General features: G+C 62.6%; 9 protein-coding genes. All 9 read right to left on the reverse strand.

The genetic code is table 11. The annotated features are described in order from the left end of the window. Positions 1 to 31: 31 nt before the first annotated feature. The 9 genes from K9857_RS13575 to treZ all read right to left on the reverse strand — a co-directional run bounded on the left by K9857_RS13575 (position 32) and on the right by treZ (position 15886). Positions 32 to 1093 carry an autotransporter outer membrane beta-barrel domain-containing protein gene (locus K9857_RS13575; protein ID WP_224536511.1) on the reverse strand — a complete coding sequence of 354 codons (1062 nt, stop codon included), beginning with the start codon at positions 1091 to 1093 and terminating at the stop codon, positions 32 to 34. Between the two features lie 313 nt (positions 1094 to 1406). Further along, a complete protein-coding gene (locus K9857_RS13580; RefSeq protein ID WP_224536513.1) occupies positions 1407 to 3971 on the reverse strand; it encodes an autotransporter outer membrane beta-barrel domain-containing protein in 2565 nt (854 codons plus the stop codon). Positions 3972 to 4242: 271 nt separating this feature from the next. Beyond that, positions 4243 to 5037 (reverse strand): endonuclease/exonuclease/phosphatase family protein, encoded by a 795-nt coding sequence (locus K9857_RS13585; protein ID WP_224536514.1) that lies wholly within the window; start codon positions 5035 to 5037, stop codon positions 4243 to 4245. Between the two features lie 433 nt (positions 5038 to 5470). Beyond that, the gene (locus K9857_RS13590) at positions 5471 to 6229 is read right to left on the reverse strand and encodes a PIG-L deacetylase family protein (RefSeq protein ID WP_224536516.1); all 759 of its coding nucleotides are present in this window, start codon (positions 6227 to 6229) and stop codon (positions 5471 to 5473) included. A 278-nt stretch (positions 6230 to 6507) separates the two neighbouring features. Beyond that, positions 6508 to 8664: a glycogen debranching protein GlgX gene (glgX, locus tag K9857_RS13595; protein ID WP_224536517.1), complete on the reverse strand. Its 2157-nt coding sequence runs from the start codon at positions 8662 to 8664 to the stop codon at positions 6508 to 6510. Positions 8665 to 8894: 230 nt separating this feature from the next. Beyond that, on the reverse strand, positions 8895 to 9227 hold the full coding sequence (locus K9857_RS13600; protein ID WP_224536519.1) for a DUF2934 domain-containing protein: 333 nt from the start codon (positions 9225 to 9227) through the stop codon (positions 8895 to 8897). 19 nt (positions 9228 to 9246) lie between these two features. Next, positions 9247 to 12024: a malto-oligosyltrehalose synthase gene (locus tag K9857_RS13605; RefSeq protein ID WP_224536520.1), complete on the reverse strand. Its 2778-nt coding sequence runs from the start codon at positions 12022 to 12024 to the stop codon at positions 9247 to 9249. Next, complete coding sequence (gene malQ / locus K9857_RS13610) at positions 12021 to 14099, reverse strand: 4-alpha-glucanotransferase (RefSeq protein ID WP_224536522.1); 2079 nt, start codon at positions 14097 to 14099, stop codon at positions 12021 to 12023. Before malQ ends, K9857_RS13605 begins: the two co-directional genes overlap by 4 nt. After that, a complete protein-coding gene (treZ, locus tag K9857_RS13615) occupies positions 14096 to 15886 on the reverse strand; it encodes a malto-oligosyltrehalose trehalohydrolase (RefSeq protein ID WP_224536524.1) in 1791 nt (596 codons plus the stop codon). The genes malQ and treZ overlap by 4 nt, the downstream gene beginning before the upstream one ends. Positions 15887 to 15893 lie beyond the last annotated feature (7 nt).

Consider the following 15893-nt stretch of genomic DNA (forward strand, 5'->3'; position numbering starts at 1 on the left):
CCTGCTCGCGATTGGTTTCAGGATTACTACCTCACCACCGCATCCGCACCCCCAGACTGCCAATCAACCCGTTCAAATCATTGTCATCCACATCACTGCTGTAATCGGCGCTGACATACAGACTCACCACCGGCGTCACCCGCGCAACCAGACCCAATCCCAGCTCCACGGTCGACGAGTTGCGACTGCTGCTGATCTTGTCGACCTGATCCAGTGTCACGGTATTGCCGGTATACACCGTGTGCCACAAGTTGGTCCGCACATAAGGTTCGACGGGCAGGCCGTTGATGTCGTAACTACCTTTCAATTTCGCGCCGACCCGGCCGCTCCACGACGTCAAGTCAGAGGACGAAGCATTGCCGGAGCCCGCGTAGGGCGTGTCCAGCGTGATGCGCTGATTGATCAATTGCGCCTGGGGTTCGACCACCCAGTTTTCGCTGATGCCAATCGGAAAACCGCCTTCGACCGACAGCGTCACCGCGCTGCCTTCGGTGGCTTGCCTTGCGCCCTGTACGTTGCGACTGAAGCCGTTGACGCGACCGCCGCTGGCGGACAGGTCGACGTGCCAGCCCTGTGGCCCGGTCAGGCTGTAATAGGCACCCAGGCTCTGGCCTTGAAGGTTGAGAGTGTCGTTGTTGGGATCGGACATGGCGCGGTTGATCAGCGGGCCATTGCCGTTGGCCTGGATCTGGCTGATGCCGCCAATCAGGCCGATGCGCTGGGTATGGCCGCTGTTGCTCTGCAGTGTCAGGATCGCCGGGCCTTTGGTTTCCCCCGAGCCGAAGCTGGTGAAGCCTTGGGCCAGCGCGTCGGTCTGCGCCTGGCGCGCGGCCTGGCCGTAGACCTGATCCCATGCAGCGGGTGTCGCGTCCTCGGTGGTGAAATGACTACTTCGTGGGGCAGGGCCGAAATGGCCGGAGTACGTGGCAGCAAGCGTGGGCAAGGTCAGCATCGAGACGTTCTGGCTGTACCAGGGCGTGGTGTCGTCCTCGACCGCCGAGGCCTGGACTTCCAGAGTGGAGCACAGCAGGAGAGAACTCGAGACAGTGCAAAAAGTGATTTTGATCTCTTGTTGGATGAAGGAAGTTTTCATGGTGGGGCTACCTTGCAACGCGTGCCGTACTTGCCTTGGCGTCTCTCCTACCCCGAGCGAGGGGCGACCGAATGGAGAGGGGCAAGCCGGGGGCCGCCCGCTTGCGCGGGTGTCCGGGGGCTTGCCCCTGATAGTTACTTCCGGGGGTAGTAACCTGAAGTCAAGAGGACCCCCAACCATGCGTCAAGAAAATGGCCGATAAGCGGTATTGCTTTCTTAGGATTTGTAAGTGACTGATTTATGGCGTCTCTCTAAGTTCTTGTTTGTTGGAAAAATAGTCAAAAAAGTCGCGGACTAGAGCCATTGCTCGGTATCACCAACTGATCCGCACCCCCAGGTTTCCCGCTGTTGCACGCTGCTGATTGCTGTCGATATTGCTGCTGTAATCGAGATTGGCGTACACGCTGACGTTGCGCGCGACACTCAGGTTCACCCCGACACCCAGATCTGCCCAGGAAGCGCGTTGCTCGGTGTCGATATCGGTGCTGCTGGCGAAAGTGACCGTGTCAGTGCCGGTAAAGGTGTGCCACAGATTGGCCCGCACATAGGGTTCTACCGGCAGGCCGGCGAGGGTGTAGCGCCCCTTGATGCGTGCGCCGAGGCGACCGGTCCAGGCCGGATCGGAATCGAACGACACCCGGGAGATGCCGTCGTCCTGGCTGTCGAGCTTGACCTGCTGATGAATGATTTGCGCCTGGGGTTCGATCACCCAGTCACCCGCCAGCGGGAACGGATAGCCGCCTTCGGCCGAGAGGGTGACCACGTGGCCCTTGTTATCGATTTCCAGGCCGCGATCGGAGTGGCTGTCACCGTCCAGCCAGGTGTACATCGCCACCGTGTCGAAATACCAACCGGCGGGATCGGTGAGGGTCCAGTAGGCACCGAGATGGTCGCCTTCCAGCTCTACCTTGCCCGCGCGCTTGTCCTCGAAGCCTTCGTTGAAACCATCTACATCACCCTTGAGGCGCGTGTGGCCGACAAAGACGCCGCTGCGCTGGGTCTGGCCACCGGCGGTTTCCCGGCTGTAGAGGTCGTTACCGACCTGGAAGCCCTTGATCGTGCCGTTGAGCTTCGGCGTGACGGTGCCGGCCCAGGTATGGTCGAAGTTCTCGCCGTAGACGCGACCCCAGCCCGCCCCGAAGACGCCTTTCTCGGTCAACAGGCGTTGATCGCCCTGGCGCTCGTGGAAGGTACCGAGGGCTTTCATCGCAAGCAGGCCGGCGGCTGGCGGCAGGGCTGACCAGTTGGGAACTTCCTGGCGAAACAAGGCGATCGGCGCAGCGCCGGGTTGCGGCGTCGGTAATGGCGGGCTGCCGGCGGCTGCGACCGGCGCTGCCACCAAAGGCACCAGCACGACCTCAGGGGGCAGGGTCGGATCCGGGTTGGCCACGGTCACCTCAACCAATGGCGGCGCGACCACGGATGAGCGCAGGTACCAGCTGTTTTCGCTGCCGGGCGTGACGCCGCCCTTGTACAGCACGTAGTTGAAGGCGCCCGCTGACAATGGGGTCTTGAGGCTGAAGGCGCTGGCTTCACTGGTAGCCGTACCCTGGGCCTCGACCACCTGAATGCCGTTTTGCAGGGTGGCAGCACCCGCGCCGTTGAGGTTGGTGACGTCGATGGTGGTGGTGCCGGTCAGGGTGCCGGTGTTGACGACCAGTTTGTCGCTGGGCGAGCTGTCATCGCCGAGCACGCTTTGCACCAGCAGTTGGCCGCCGTTGCCGGCGTAGTTGCCTTGCACGGTCAGGGAGTCGCTGGTGCGGTTGTTACCGGTGCTCAGGTCGATGATCCCGGCGTTGTTCAGGGTGGCGAGTTGGCCGGCGGTGGCGGGACTGATGCTGCCTTGCTCCGCGGTCAGGATGCTGCTGCCATCGATGTTGAACACGCCGGTTCCGGTGCTGCTGTCGCCCAGCACGAAACTGCCGGTGCCCAGATCCAGCTGCGAGCCGTTGTTGAGGTTGACGGTTTCGAAGTTGACGTAACGGCCGGGCACCGAGGTGCTGGTGTTGTCGAAGGTCAGCACGTCGATGCCGATGCCGCCATCGATGGTCGGGGTCTGGGCGAGGGTGGCTTCGCTGAGGTTGCGCAGGGTCGCGGTGTCGTTGTCGCCTTCGAGCAGCACCCGCGAACGCAGGGTGCCGCCGCCATCCCAGACGAAGCTGTCGTTGCCGAGGCTGGTGCGGATCTCGTCGAACACCTCGCCGCCGGTGATGGTGATGCTGTCATTGCCGCCGCTGACGCTGATAAAGCCGCCGATAGTGCCGCCGGAGAGGATGATGGTGTCGGTGCCGAATCCCGTCACAACGTTACCGTCAACGATTCCACCAGACATGTTGAGAAAGTTGTTGTCGAGCTTCATGTCGATCCGACCAATCCTGCCGCCGGTTATGGTGGCGGTGTCGCCATCCTCGAAGGCGCCGATGATTCGGCCGCCGGTCATGAAGAAAAAGTCTCGACTGTCACCTTGGGCCAGGGACTGAATGGTGCCGTCGGTCATGGTGAAATTGTCGATGCCATTGCCTTGTTCGACTGCACCTGCGATCTGCCCGGCATTGATGGTGAGCCTGTCGGCACCGTCACCCTGGATCAGCGATCCGTTGATCTGCCCGGAGTCCATGGTGACGATGTCGTTGCCGATCCCGAACGTGACGGTGCCATTGACCACGCCCGTGCCATTGGCCGGAAAGCTCAAGGTGTTGTTGCCCGCCAGATCAGTGAGAGGCCCGCTGGTGCCGCTGTCGCAGACATGATTGTCGTTACCGGCGGTGGGGGCGAAGGTGCAAGCCGCTTGCAGAGAAGGGGACCAGCCTATGCATAACCAGATTGAAACGGCGCAGGCGCTGAAACGGTACTTGGGCAGATCACTGGATAACTTCATGCTCATCTCCGCTTGTGGTCAGCGACTGAGTGGCCCCGTGTCAAAAATGACAAGGCATCAGTCGTCCTTGGCAGCACAAGTTGCGAGACAGCACCGGTAAGGCACTCACCCGAAATCGAAAACCTTCAGCAACGGCGGCTGCTATGAGTTACACATCCATGGGTACAGGTCAGGGATGTGAGCAACGTATCAGCAGTTTTTTTCCGTTTCTACTGGCAGAAGTAACAGGTCAATCGATTCAGCAGGCAATCAAATCGGGTTTTCTAGCGATTCAGAGGTGGACTTCAACCGCCAGCGGCAGGTGGTCCGAGAGATGGGTCCAGGGCTTCGTGCCGAGGATTCTGGGTTCGTGGCTGGTGGCGTTGCGCAGGTAGACGCGGTCCAGGCGCAGCAGCGGGAAGCGGGCGGGGTAGGTTTTGGCCGGGCGCCCGTGATGGCGTTCGAAGGCTTCGTGCAGGTAGTCGCGTCGGGCCAGGGCGGCGTTGCCTTGCAGCTGCCAGTCGTTGAAGTCGCCGGCGATGATCACCGGCGCCTGGTCGGGGAGGGATTCGAGTAGCTGGCAGAGCAACTGCAATTGCAGTTGGCGATGGCTTTCCAGCAGGCTCAGGTGAACGCAGATGGCATGCACTTCGCGGTGGCCGGGGACGTCCAGTACACAGTGCAACAGACCGCGGCGTTCGGGGCCGGTGATGGACACGTCGAGGTTGCGGTATTCGCGGATCGGGTATTTGGACAGCAGCGCATTGCCGTGGTGGCCATCGGGGTATACGGCGTTGCGTCCGTAGGCGAAGTCGCTCCACATGCTGTCGGCGAGGAATTCGTATTGGGAGATCGCCGGCCAGTTGTTCAGGCGCGTGGAATGGCCTTCGTGCTCCCCGACTACTTCCTGCAGAAACACCAGGTCGGCCGAGGTACTGCGCACCGCTTCACGCAATTCCGGCAGGATGAAACGCCGGTTGAAGGCGGTAAAACCCTTGTGGGTGTTGACCGTCAGGACGCGCAGACGATGGATGGTCGACGGGGTGTTCAGGGATTCAATCGTCTGCGACTCGGAATGGCTGGTCACGTTCGCTCCTCTGGATCAAGGCATGTCTAAGTATGCGACTCACGGTGGGGCGGGCAGTTCATTTTCGTGATTCGCTGGCCTGTCTACTGCGGGGTGTCAGGCTGCCAGCGTCATCGTTGGACTCCATTCGCGGGCATGCCACGCTCCCACAGGGATTGATGGTGTGCGCGGACCCTGTGGGAGCCGGGCTTGCCCGCGAAGAGGCCGGCGCATCCAGCTGAAAATTTGTTGGCTGAAAAACCATCGCGAGCAGGCTCCACAGGGTTTGATGGTGCGCGCGGTATTTGCGGTCGACACAAAACCCTGTGGGAGCCGGGCTTGCCCGCGAAGAGGCCGGTGCATCCAGCAGAAAGTTTGTTGGCTGAACAGCTCATCGCCAGCAGGCTTGTTCCCACAGGAATTTGTATGAAATCCAGGGCTGGATTGGCCGGGCTCAGACGAAAACGATTTCATAGGGCAGGCGCATTCGGTCGAGCAGGACCCGGGGGATCAGGGGGGCGATGCCGATGGCGGGGTCGCCGTCGAGCTGGCTGGCGTAGGCGTGGGTCGCGTGGCTTTTGCGGGCGACGGTCCAGGTGTCGAGGCGGACCTTGCGGGCGCGATGCCAGGGGATGATGCCGCTGTCGCGGGTCGGCCAGTGCCAGGCCCAGACCGGCACCTCGTTGAAATCGGCGCCGGCGATGGTCGCGGCGTTGGCGCTGGCGCGGCCGACCGCCTCGTGGTCGCTGTTGCCGTCCTGTGACCAGGTGCTGAACACCACATCGCCCGGGCGCAGATAGCGGGCGATGAAACGGGTCAGTTCCACTTCATGTTCGGCCAGGGCATTGTCGGTGAAACCGCCGCGAATCCACTTAAGGCTGTGCATCGGCAAGCCCAGTCGGCGCAAGGCTTCGACACTCTCCTGGCCGCGAAACACACTCAGGCGTTTCTCCGACCACTGCCGCGAGCCCGGATGGCTGGCGCTGCCGTCGGTGATGGAGATCAATTGAAGAGGGTGGCCCAGGGTGCTGAGCAACTGCAGCAAGCCGCCGCAGGTGACCACTTCATCGCCCGGATGCGGGGCGATGACCACGGCGCGGGCGCCAGGCGGAACCAGGGTCTGGGGGTTGATGACCGGAACGTTGTCCAGCTGCGGGGCGCTATTCCAGATCTGCGCCGCCGCGCTGTTATCGAGCTGAGAGACCGGTTTCATGGTGACGTCCTTGTTGTCGTTGATAGCATTTTGCCGCGTTCCGAACCCTGGAACTGCCGCGTGCAGAGTATTGCTCATGTATCGAAATTCGTCGCGCCGATGTTCCGAGCGGTCGATATTTGTATCCCGCGTTCCCTGTAGCAGCTGGCGAAGCCTGCGTCCGGCTGCGCAGCAGTCGTAAAACCTGTGCACTCGATCCGCCTGATAGGCCGCAGTGTCTGAATTGGCGACTGCTTCGCAGCCGGACGCAGGCTTCGCCCGCTGCTACAAGGGCCTGTTTACTCCTCTTCTTCGTGCTGCAACTCGAACAGCAGCAATGATCGGCCTGTGACCGAATACTCATGCCCAAACTCAAACCGCTCCTGCCCACGAATCGACGGTTGGTTGGTGTCGATCATGCACGTCCAGAACCCGCCATCAGGCACTTCCGGCAACTTGAAGTTGACGATGTCGTGATGCGCATTGACCACCAGCAACAGCGTGGCATCGCCCCCTTTGCGTCGGATGCCGGTTTCCTGAGCTCGCCCGTCCAGCAGCATGCCCAGGCAGCGATTGTGCGCGTCGTGCCAGTGTTCGGTGGTCATTTCCGTGCCATCTGCCGCCAGCCAAGTCACGTCCTTGACGCCGATGTCCTCGTTGTAATTGCCCACCAGAAAACGTCCGCGACGCAGGATTGGATAAGCCAGGCGTAACTTGATCAGGCGTTTGACGAACTTGAGCAACGCCTTGCCGTCTTCGCTCAGGTCCCAGTTGACCCAGCCGATCTCGCTGTCCTGGCAATAGGCGTTGTTGTTGCCGTCCTGGGTGCGGGCGAATTCGTCGCCGGCCACCAGCATCGGCGTGCCCTGGGCCAGCAGCAGGGTGGCGAAGAAATTGCGCATCTGCCGGTGGCGCAGGGCATTGATCTCGGGATCGTCGGTGGGGCCTTCGACGCCATGGTTCCAGGACAGGTTGTTGTTGCTGCCGTCCTGGTTGTTCTCGTCGTTGGCCTCGTTGTGCTTGTCGTTGTACGACACCAGATCGTTGAGGGTGAAACCGTCATGGGCGGTGACGAAGTTCACCGACGCATATGGCCTGCGCCCCCGTTGATTGAACATCTCGCCGGAGGCCGTCATGCGGCTGGCGAAGTCCGCCAGCTGGCCATCGTCGCCTTTCCAGAAGGCGCGCACGGTGTCGCGGAATTTGTCGTTCCATTCCACCCAACCCGGCGGAAAGCCACCGACCTGATAGCCGCCGGGGCCACAATCCCAGGGCTCGGCGATCATCTTCACCTGCCGCAGCACCGGATCCTGCCGGCAGGCGACAAGGAAACTGTGACGCTCGTCGAAGCCATCGTGATAACGCCCGAGAATCGTCGCCAGGTCGAAACGGAAACCGTCGACATGCATCTCCGAAGCCCAGTAACGCAGGGAGTCGGTGACCATCTGCAGCACGCACGGATGACTCAAATCCAGGGTATTGCCGGTGCCGGAATCGTTGATGTAGAAGCGCTTGTCGTCCGGCATCAGGCGGTAGTACGAGGCGTTGTCGATCCCGCGCATGGACAGGGTCGGCCCCTGTTCGTTGCCCTCGGCGGTGTGGTTGTAGACCACGTCGAGGATCACTTCCAGATTGGCTTCGTGCAGGTGCGCGACCATTTCCTTGAACTCGGCGATCTTGCCGCTGGCCAGGTACCGAGGGTCGGGGGCGAAAAAGGCGATGCTGTTGTAGCCCCAGTAATTGGTCATGCCCTTGTGCAACAGATGCTGGTCGTTGACGAAGGCATGGATCGGCAGCAGCTCGACCGTGGACACGCCGAGCTTGCGGATGTGTTCGAGCACGTCGTCGACCATCAACCCGGCAAAGGTGCCGCGCACGTTCTCGGGAACGGCGGGGTGGCGCATGGTGATACCGCGCACGTGGGTTTCATAAATGATGGTCTTGTCCCACGGCACACTGACCCGATGATCGTTGCCCCAGGTGTGCGCCGGGTCGATCACCTTGCACTTGGGCACGAAGGGCGCGCTGTCGCGTTCATCGAAACTGAGATCGGCGTCAGGATGGCCGATGGTGTAGCCGAACAGCGCCTCGGACCACTTCAGCTTGCCCACCAGTTGCTTGGCGTAGGGGTCGATCAGCAGTTTGTTGTGGTTGAAGCGATGACCGTTGGCCGGGTCATACGGGCCGTAAACCCGGTAGCCGTAGATCAATCCCGGATGAGCGTCCGGCAGGTAGCCGTGGTAGATCTCGTCGGTGTATTCCGGCAACTCGATGCGTTCGAGTTCGACCTCACCGGCATCGTCGAAGATGCACAGCTCGACCTTGGTGGCATTGGCGGAAAACAGGGCGAAGTTGACCCCCAGACCATCCCAGGTCGCGCCCAACGGGAAGGGCAGGCCTTCGCGGATACGCGAGGGCTCATGGGGTGCCGGGGTGTCTTTTTTGGGGCGGGTCATAGGTGCTCCTGCAAGGCGGATAACTGCGGGGTTTGCGCTACCTGTGGGAGCGGGCTTGCTCGCGAAGGCGTAGTGTCAGTCGACATTGATGCTGGCTGTTCTGCCGCTTTCGCGAGCAAGCCCGCTCCCACAGGTCTTGCACAAGTTCAGGAAGTTTTCATAGGGCAAACGAAACCCTTGTGGCGAGCGCACTCGCCACTCAAATCAATCAGTTCAAATCGGTTAAAGCATCAGGCCGCGGGCGGTTTACGCGGGGCGCGGGGCTTTTTCTCGGCGGCCTTTTCCCCGGGCGGAATCACCGATGCCGCAGCGGCTGGCTTGGCCTTGGTGACCTTGGCCTTCGGCTCGCCGGCCTTGCCATTGAGCGTCTTGGCGGCTGCGGCGGATTTGCTGGCCGGGGTCTTGCTGCCCGTCGCCTTGGGCGCCTTTTTCGGTGCCAACGCTTCGGCTTCGGCCAGTTTGCTGGCCATCTCCCAATGGCGGGCTTCCTGGCCTTCGGGTTTGCCTTCGGACTCCCAGATCTGATAGGCGAACTCGCGGATGCGTTTATCTTGGGTACTCATCGCATTGCTCCTGAACAACTCAAGTGTCGGTAATTTGGATGAACAGATTGACCGGGAAGTCCCCCAGCGCGGCGCTGACCAGCAGCTCCTTTTGTGTTGTGACTGCGGAGCCTGAAAAAAGTCCCTTGAGATTTTCTTCCTCTGTTGTGAACGGCAAATGAACCCGCGTATCGCCCCACTGCGAAGCATCGACCTGCGGTTCGGCACCGTTTTCCAGCAATGAAGCACAGCGGATCGGTACGATCACGATTGCCCGCTTTCCCGCCTGTTCTCGAACGAACGCCAGCACCCGATGGGCCTGGCTGCCCGTGACCTCCAGAGGCTGATAAGTCCCCCGGCGAAACAGCTCCGGGTGCTCGGCGCGCAGGCCCAGCGTGCGGGCAATCAAGGCTTGCTTGATGCGCCCGTCACGCCAGTTCGCCAGCAGCTCCGGCAACGCCGCCGCTTGCTGCAGCGCCTGTTGTCGAGCGGCGTAATCCACGGGGCGGCGGTTGTCCGGGTCGACCAGGGAAAAGTCCCAGTACTCATTGCCCTGATACAGATCCGGCACCCCGGGCACCGTCATGCGCAGCAAGGTTTGCGCCAAGCCATTGAGTGCGCCGGGGGCCGCAATGGTTTGCACGGCCTTGCTGAGGGCCGAGCGCAGCAGTTCACCCTCGGGCGTCAGCAACAGGCGCTTGAGAAAGGTTTCGCAGGCTTGTTCGTAGGCCTCGTTCGGCGCGCTCCAACTGCTTTGCAACTTGGCTTCGCGCAGAGCCTTGCGTTGCCATTGCCAGACGCGCTCGGCGTAATCCTCGAGGGCTGCTGGATCATTGATACCCAGTTCGAGTGGCCAGCTGCCAAGCAGTGCCTGATACAGAATCAGTTCGTCGCCGGCCGACGGTGCCAGGTCATCGTCGCGCAACGGTCGGGCAAGGGTGCGCCACAGACCGACATGTTCGGCGTACCAGCGACTGCGCTCGCTCAACACCGCCAGGCGCGCGCGACTGTCTTCGCCACGCTTGTGGTCGTGGGTCGCGGTGGCCAAGAGGTTGTCGGGGAATTCGGCCAGGCGCTGGGTGCAGGCGCCGTGAAAATCGGCCACCGGGGCGCTGAACTGCTCGGTGCTGAAACCGACGTCATTGCGTGACAGCACGACCGCCGAGCGATAAAACGCGGTGTCCTCCACGGCCTTGGCCGCTGCCGGCGAGGTCAATTGCTGGAAACGCACACAGGCATGCTTGAGGCGCTTGCGGGCCCGTCCCGCCGGGCGTTTGCGCCAAGGCTCGCCTCCCAGCCAGCCGGCCAGGCAATCGAGCACCGGCCAGTCGGCCTCGCCCAGGGTTTGCCGGGCACCGTCCATGGCCTGGCGGAAGATCACTTCATCCTGGGCCGAACGCCCGAGCGGGCTGATGTAGGTGCGGTAAACCGGGAAGTGCACGATCAGTTCCAGCAACGCGCGGCGGATCGCGCCGAGGGTCAGGTCGCGGGTCATCAGGTCATCCCGGGCCACTTGCAGCAGGGCCTGGGCGACGCTTTCGAAATCACCCGCGAGGGAACCGTTGAGGATTTGCTGGCGGGCCAGTTGCGCTTCCTGGCGAAAGTCCGCCGGGCGCTCGCTGTAGCGCTGCCACAGATCGCCGAGGGCCTGCTCGCCCTGGGGGTCGTGTTGCAGCAGCGACAGCTGATTCATGAATTCATAACCGGTGGTGCCGTCCACCGACCAGTCGCGGCGCAGGGTTTCACCTTCGCCGAGGATTTTCTCGACGTAGATCGGCAAATGCCGGCCTGGCGCCAGACGATCCACGCGCCGCCGCAACTTGCGGCAGTAACCCCGGGGATCGGCAAGCCCGTCGATATGGTCGATGCGCAGACCGTCGATCAAGCCATCGGCCACCAGTTCGAAGATCTTCGCGTGGGTCGCCTCGAATACAGCGGGCCTTTCGACCCGCAGTCCGCCCAGTTCGTTGATATCGAAAAAGCGCCGCCAGTTGATGTCGTCCGCCGCGGTGCGCCAGCTGGCCAGGCGATAACTCTGGCGCTCCAGCAGATCGTGCAGCTTTTCGAAGCCTTCGGGCGTGGTCGAGTCGTAGCTTTGCAGGTGCTGTTCGATGGCTTTCAGGATGGCCGGATCACGGGCCAGTTCGCGCAGCTCTTCCTTCAGGGGAATGGCCAGTCCGTGGGCATCGGTCTGATAGCTCAGGGTGCTGAAACGGTCGGCCAGAGCCTTGAGCGGTTCGGCGTCGCTCTTGAGCAGTTCGCCGAAATGGCTGGGGCAGATCGGGAAATGGTGCTCGTAATGTTCGACATGAAACGCGCCGCGCCCGGCATCGAAACGCAGGGGCAGGGTGCCGTCCTGCAAGGCGATGCCGTAGTCGCTGCCCAGGAATGGCAACAGCAACTGGCCTTCCATCAACGGGTCAGGTGAATGCCACTGAATGTCGAAGAATTCGCCGTAGGGGCTCAGCCGGCCCCATTCGAGCAGGTCGAGCCACCAGGGATTGTCGCTGGCCCCGACGGCCATGTGGTTGGAGACGATATCGAGGATCAGGCCCATTTGCTGGCCGCGCAACGCACTGACCAGACGACGCAGGGCCGCCTCACCGCCCAGCTCCGGGTTGACCGTGGTTGGGTCCACCACGTCGTAACCATGCATCGACCCGGCGCGAGCACTCAGCAGCGGCGAGGCATACACGTGGCTGATGCCGAGCCTGGCGAAGTACGGCACCAGTGCAACTGCGTCGTCGAGGGTAAAGCCTTTATGAAATTGCAGGCGCAAGGTCGCCCGTATCGGTTGTGGAGTGGACTGCACCGTCATGAATCACGCTCTGCGGCCTGGAGTCGCGCGCAGGCCAGCAGTTCCAGGCGCCGCGCGGCGTCCGGATTGTCCAGCAGGATTTCACTGTAGCCGGGCAGGCGTCGCGACCAGTTGGGGTGGGTATCGATGGTGCCGGGAAGGTTGGCCTGCTGTTCGATGCCCAGGGCATCTTCCAGCGGCAACAGCACCAGCGGCGCTCGGGTGTGGCCGAGGAAACGCACGCTGGCATCCAGTACCTGATCGGTTTCGTGGGATTCCTCGCGAAAGTTCTGCGGATCCTGGGTCAGGACCCGGCGCAGGCCTTCACGCTCCCTTTCGCGGTGCTGGCGCCATTCGATTTCGCCGTTGGCATCGATCAGGTTCAAGCGGGCGCTCCAGTCGATATCACGTCCATGCCACCAACCGTTGAGGGTCGGCAGGTCGTGGGTGCTGGTGGTAGCGAGCGCGTTGTCCGGCCAGTCGAGGATCGGCTTGAAGTGGGTGTTGTCCTGTTCGAACAGCAGCACGCGCATGCCCAGCATCGAGCGAGCGATGAGCTTTTCCCGCAGGCCGTCGGGCACGGTGCCGAGGTCTTCGCCGAGGACGATGGCCTGATGGCGATGGGATTCGAGGGTCAGCAGGCGTAGCAGGTCGTCGATCGGGTAATAGAGATAGGCGCCATCGGCGGGCGGTGCACCGTTGGGGATCACCCACAGCCGCTGCAGGCCCATGACATGGTCGATGCGCAGGCCGCCGGCGTGGGCGAAGTTGGCGCGCAGCATTTCGATGAAGGCGCGAAAGCCGTTGCGCACCAGGCCTTCGGGGGAAAACGCGGAGATGCCCCAGCCCTGGCCGCTGCGGTTAAGGATGTCTGGCGGCGCGCCGACAGTGAGCGAGGCGAGCAATTCATCCTGGCGGCTCCAGGCCTGACTGCCGCCACCATCGGCGCCGACGGCGAGGTCGGCAATCAGGCCGATGCTCATGCCACTGCTGCGGGCGGCGGTCTGGGCGCGTTCCAGGCTGCGGTCGATCAGCCACTGACAGAAGGCGAAATAGCCGATGCGCTCGGCGTTTTCTTCGGCGAATTCGGCCAGGGCGGCACTGCGCGGATCGCGCCATTGTTCGGGCCACTGCCGCCAGTCGAGGTTTTCCCCCTTGGCGGCGCGGACCTCCTGAATGGCTTCGAACCGGCAATGATTTTCCAGGGCTTCGCCGCCAGCGTGACGAAAGCTGCTGAAGTCGGCGTGCAGCGGGTGTTCGCCCTGGATGAAACCTTCGTACAGGGCGTGCAGCAGGCGTTGCTTGGCGTTGGCGGCGGCCGGCCAGTCGATCAGCGGCCGCTGCTCGAGTTCTCTGAGTTCGTCCGCCAGGCCGGTGGCGTCGATGGCTGCGCGCATCGCACGTTCACCCAGGATCGCGCCGGGCGCGCAATACAGGCTGTTGAGGAACAGACGGCTGGAGGGCGAGTAGGGGCTGTAGCGCCCGGTGTCGGCGGCGAACATGGCATGCAGCGGGCTGATCGCCAGGGCTTCGGCGCCGCGCTCGCCCGCCACCCGTGCCAGTTCTTCCAGCGCCAGGGTATCGCCGAACCCGCCATCGCCGGTGCGACGCAGGGAATAGAGTTGCGCGCTCAGGCCCCAGACCCGCGGGATCGGCGAGTCCACGGCGTCTCCTACGCTGAAGCAGCGCTCGGGAGACACGGCAAGGGTAAAGTTCTGGCCGTCGATGCTGACATGCTGATAGCCCACCGGAATCATTCCCGGCAGGGTGGCTTCGGCATCAAGCTTGAGGCTCAGTTGCGAGCCGTCTTCGAGGTGAATCTCGCACGGCGTGTGCGGTTCGAAAAAGTGCGCCAGATTCAGGCCGATACCGACGTCGGCGGTGATCAGTGGCGGCAGGGTCAGGGTCTCTTGCGCTTGCTGCAATTCCACCAGGCTGGCGTCGATTTCCTGGGCGCTGCCGGCCGGATGGCCGAGCCCGGTCAGAACGTTGCGCAAGACCGAGGGGGCGACCTTTTGCTGGCGTCCGTTGGCGTCGATCCAGTCGACCGCCAGGCCCGCCCGGCTGGCGAGGATTTCCAGTTGCGCATCGCTCATTCACGCTCTCCGTTCGGGGGTAGCAAAGGGGGCGCGGCCTTGAGGCTAACGAGCGCGCTGTATGGCGAAAGCGTGCCCTGTTCTTGCTGGCCACGTGGTGGTTGTTCGAATAACAGTTGCGCATCGGTGTGCGGTGAGTGGACCACCGGCACGTCGCTGAGGTTCAGGTCGATACGCAATTGGCTGCCATCGCCCATCAGCCAGCGCGCCGATACCGCGCCTGTGGCCAATACCTCGGCATCCAGCGCCTGGGCGCCGGGCAGACGCGGGATGATGTGCCGGTGGCGGATCTGCAGCAGCTGTCGATACAGCGCTTCGGTACGCGAAACGCCTGCGTCTTTGAGTGTAGGTCTGGACGCTTCGAAGGTCTGCGGCGCATTCGGATCGGGGATGCGTTCGCGTTGACGGGGATCGGCGAACGCCTTGAAGGCGGCGAATTCGTTGCGCCGGCCTTCGCGCACCAGTTGCGCCAATTCACCGTTATGGCTGGTGAAAAACAGGAACGGCTGCTCGGCGGCGTATTCGTCGCCCATGAACAACAGCGGGATCATCGGCGACAGCAGGAGCAGCGCGGTGGCGGCGCGCAAGGCGTCGGGATGCGCCAGTTGATGCAGGCGCTCGCCGAAAGCGCGGTTGCCGATCTGATCGTGGTTCTGCAGGAACAGGATGAAAGCGCTGGGTGGCAGGTGTCCGCTGGCTTCGCCACGGCTTTGGCCATGACGATTGATATGGCCCTGGAACACGAAGCCCTGGCTCAGGCAGCGGGCCAGTTGTTCGGTGGGATTTTGCGCGTAATCGGCGTAGTAGGCATCGGTTTCGCCGGTCAACAGTACATGCAGGGCGTTGTGGCCGTCGTCGTTCCACTGGGCGTCATAGCCTTGCTCCAGCAGGCTCGCCTGATTGTGCTCGTTTTCCACCATCAGCCAGACGTGACGCGGCGGATCGATCTGCTGGCGCACCCGCTGTGCCAGTTCCTGGAGGAAATCCGGATCTTCGATGGCGTGTACCGCGTCAAGGCGCAGGCCGTCGAAGCGGTACTCCAGCAGCCACATCAGGGCGTTATCGATGAAGAAATCCCGCACCTCGCGGCGGCTGAAGTCGATGGCCGCGCCCCAGGGCGTGTGTTTGTCTTCATTGAAAAAGCCCTTGGCGTAGCGATGCAGGTAGTTGCCGTCGGGACCGAAATGGTTGTAGACCACGTCGAGAATTACCGCCAGGCCGTGGCCATGGGCGGTGTCGATCAGGTGCTTGAGTTGTTCGGGGCTGCCATAGGAGGCCTGGGGCGCGTAGGGCAGCACCCCGTCGTAGCCCCAGTTGCGCTCGCCGGGGAACTGCGCCACGGGCATCAGTTCGATCGCGGTGATACCCAGTTCGACCAGGCGCGCCAGATGCTGCTCGACGGCGGCAAAACCGCCGAGGGCACCGACGTGCAATTCCTGGATCACTGCTTCATTCCACGGGCGGCCCAGCCAAGTGCTGTGCCGCCAGCGGTAAGCGTGGGGATCGACCACCACGCTGTACCGGTGCACATCGCCATTCTGGGCGCGGGAGGCCGGGTCGGGCACCTCCAATTCGCCATCGATGTTGTAGCGGTAGCGCGTACCCGCCTCGCAGCGAGTGTTGATCACGAACCAGCCGTCGGCCTGGGGCAACAACGGCATGGACTGTCCATTTTCCAATTCGACACTGACGTAAAACGCATCTGGCGCCCACAACGCGAATTGCGTGTGTTCAGCGTCCAGCATGATTGCGCCGTGGGGCCAGGTCTCAAGGGTCCGTAACGGCATCTTGAAA

Origin of the sequence: Pseudomonas sp. REP124, assembly GCF_020164475.1 — a bacterium.
Taxonomy (GTDB): Bacteria; Pseudomonadota; Gammaproteobacteria; order Pseudomonadales; family Pseudomonadaceae; genus Aquipseudomonas.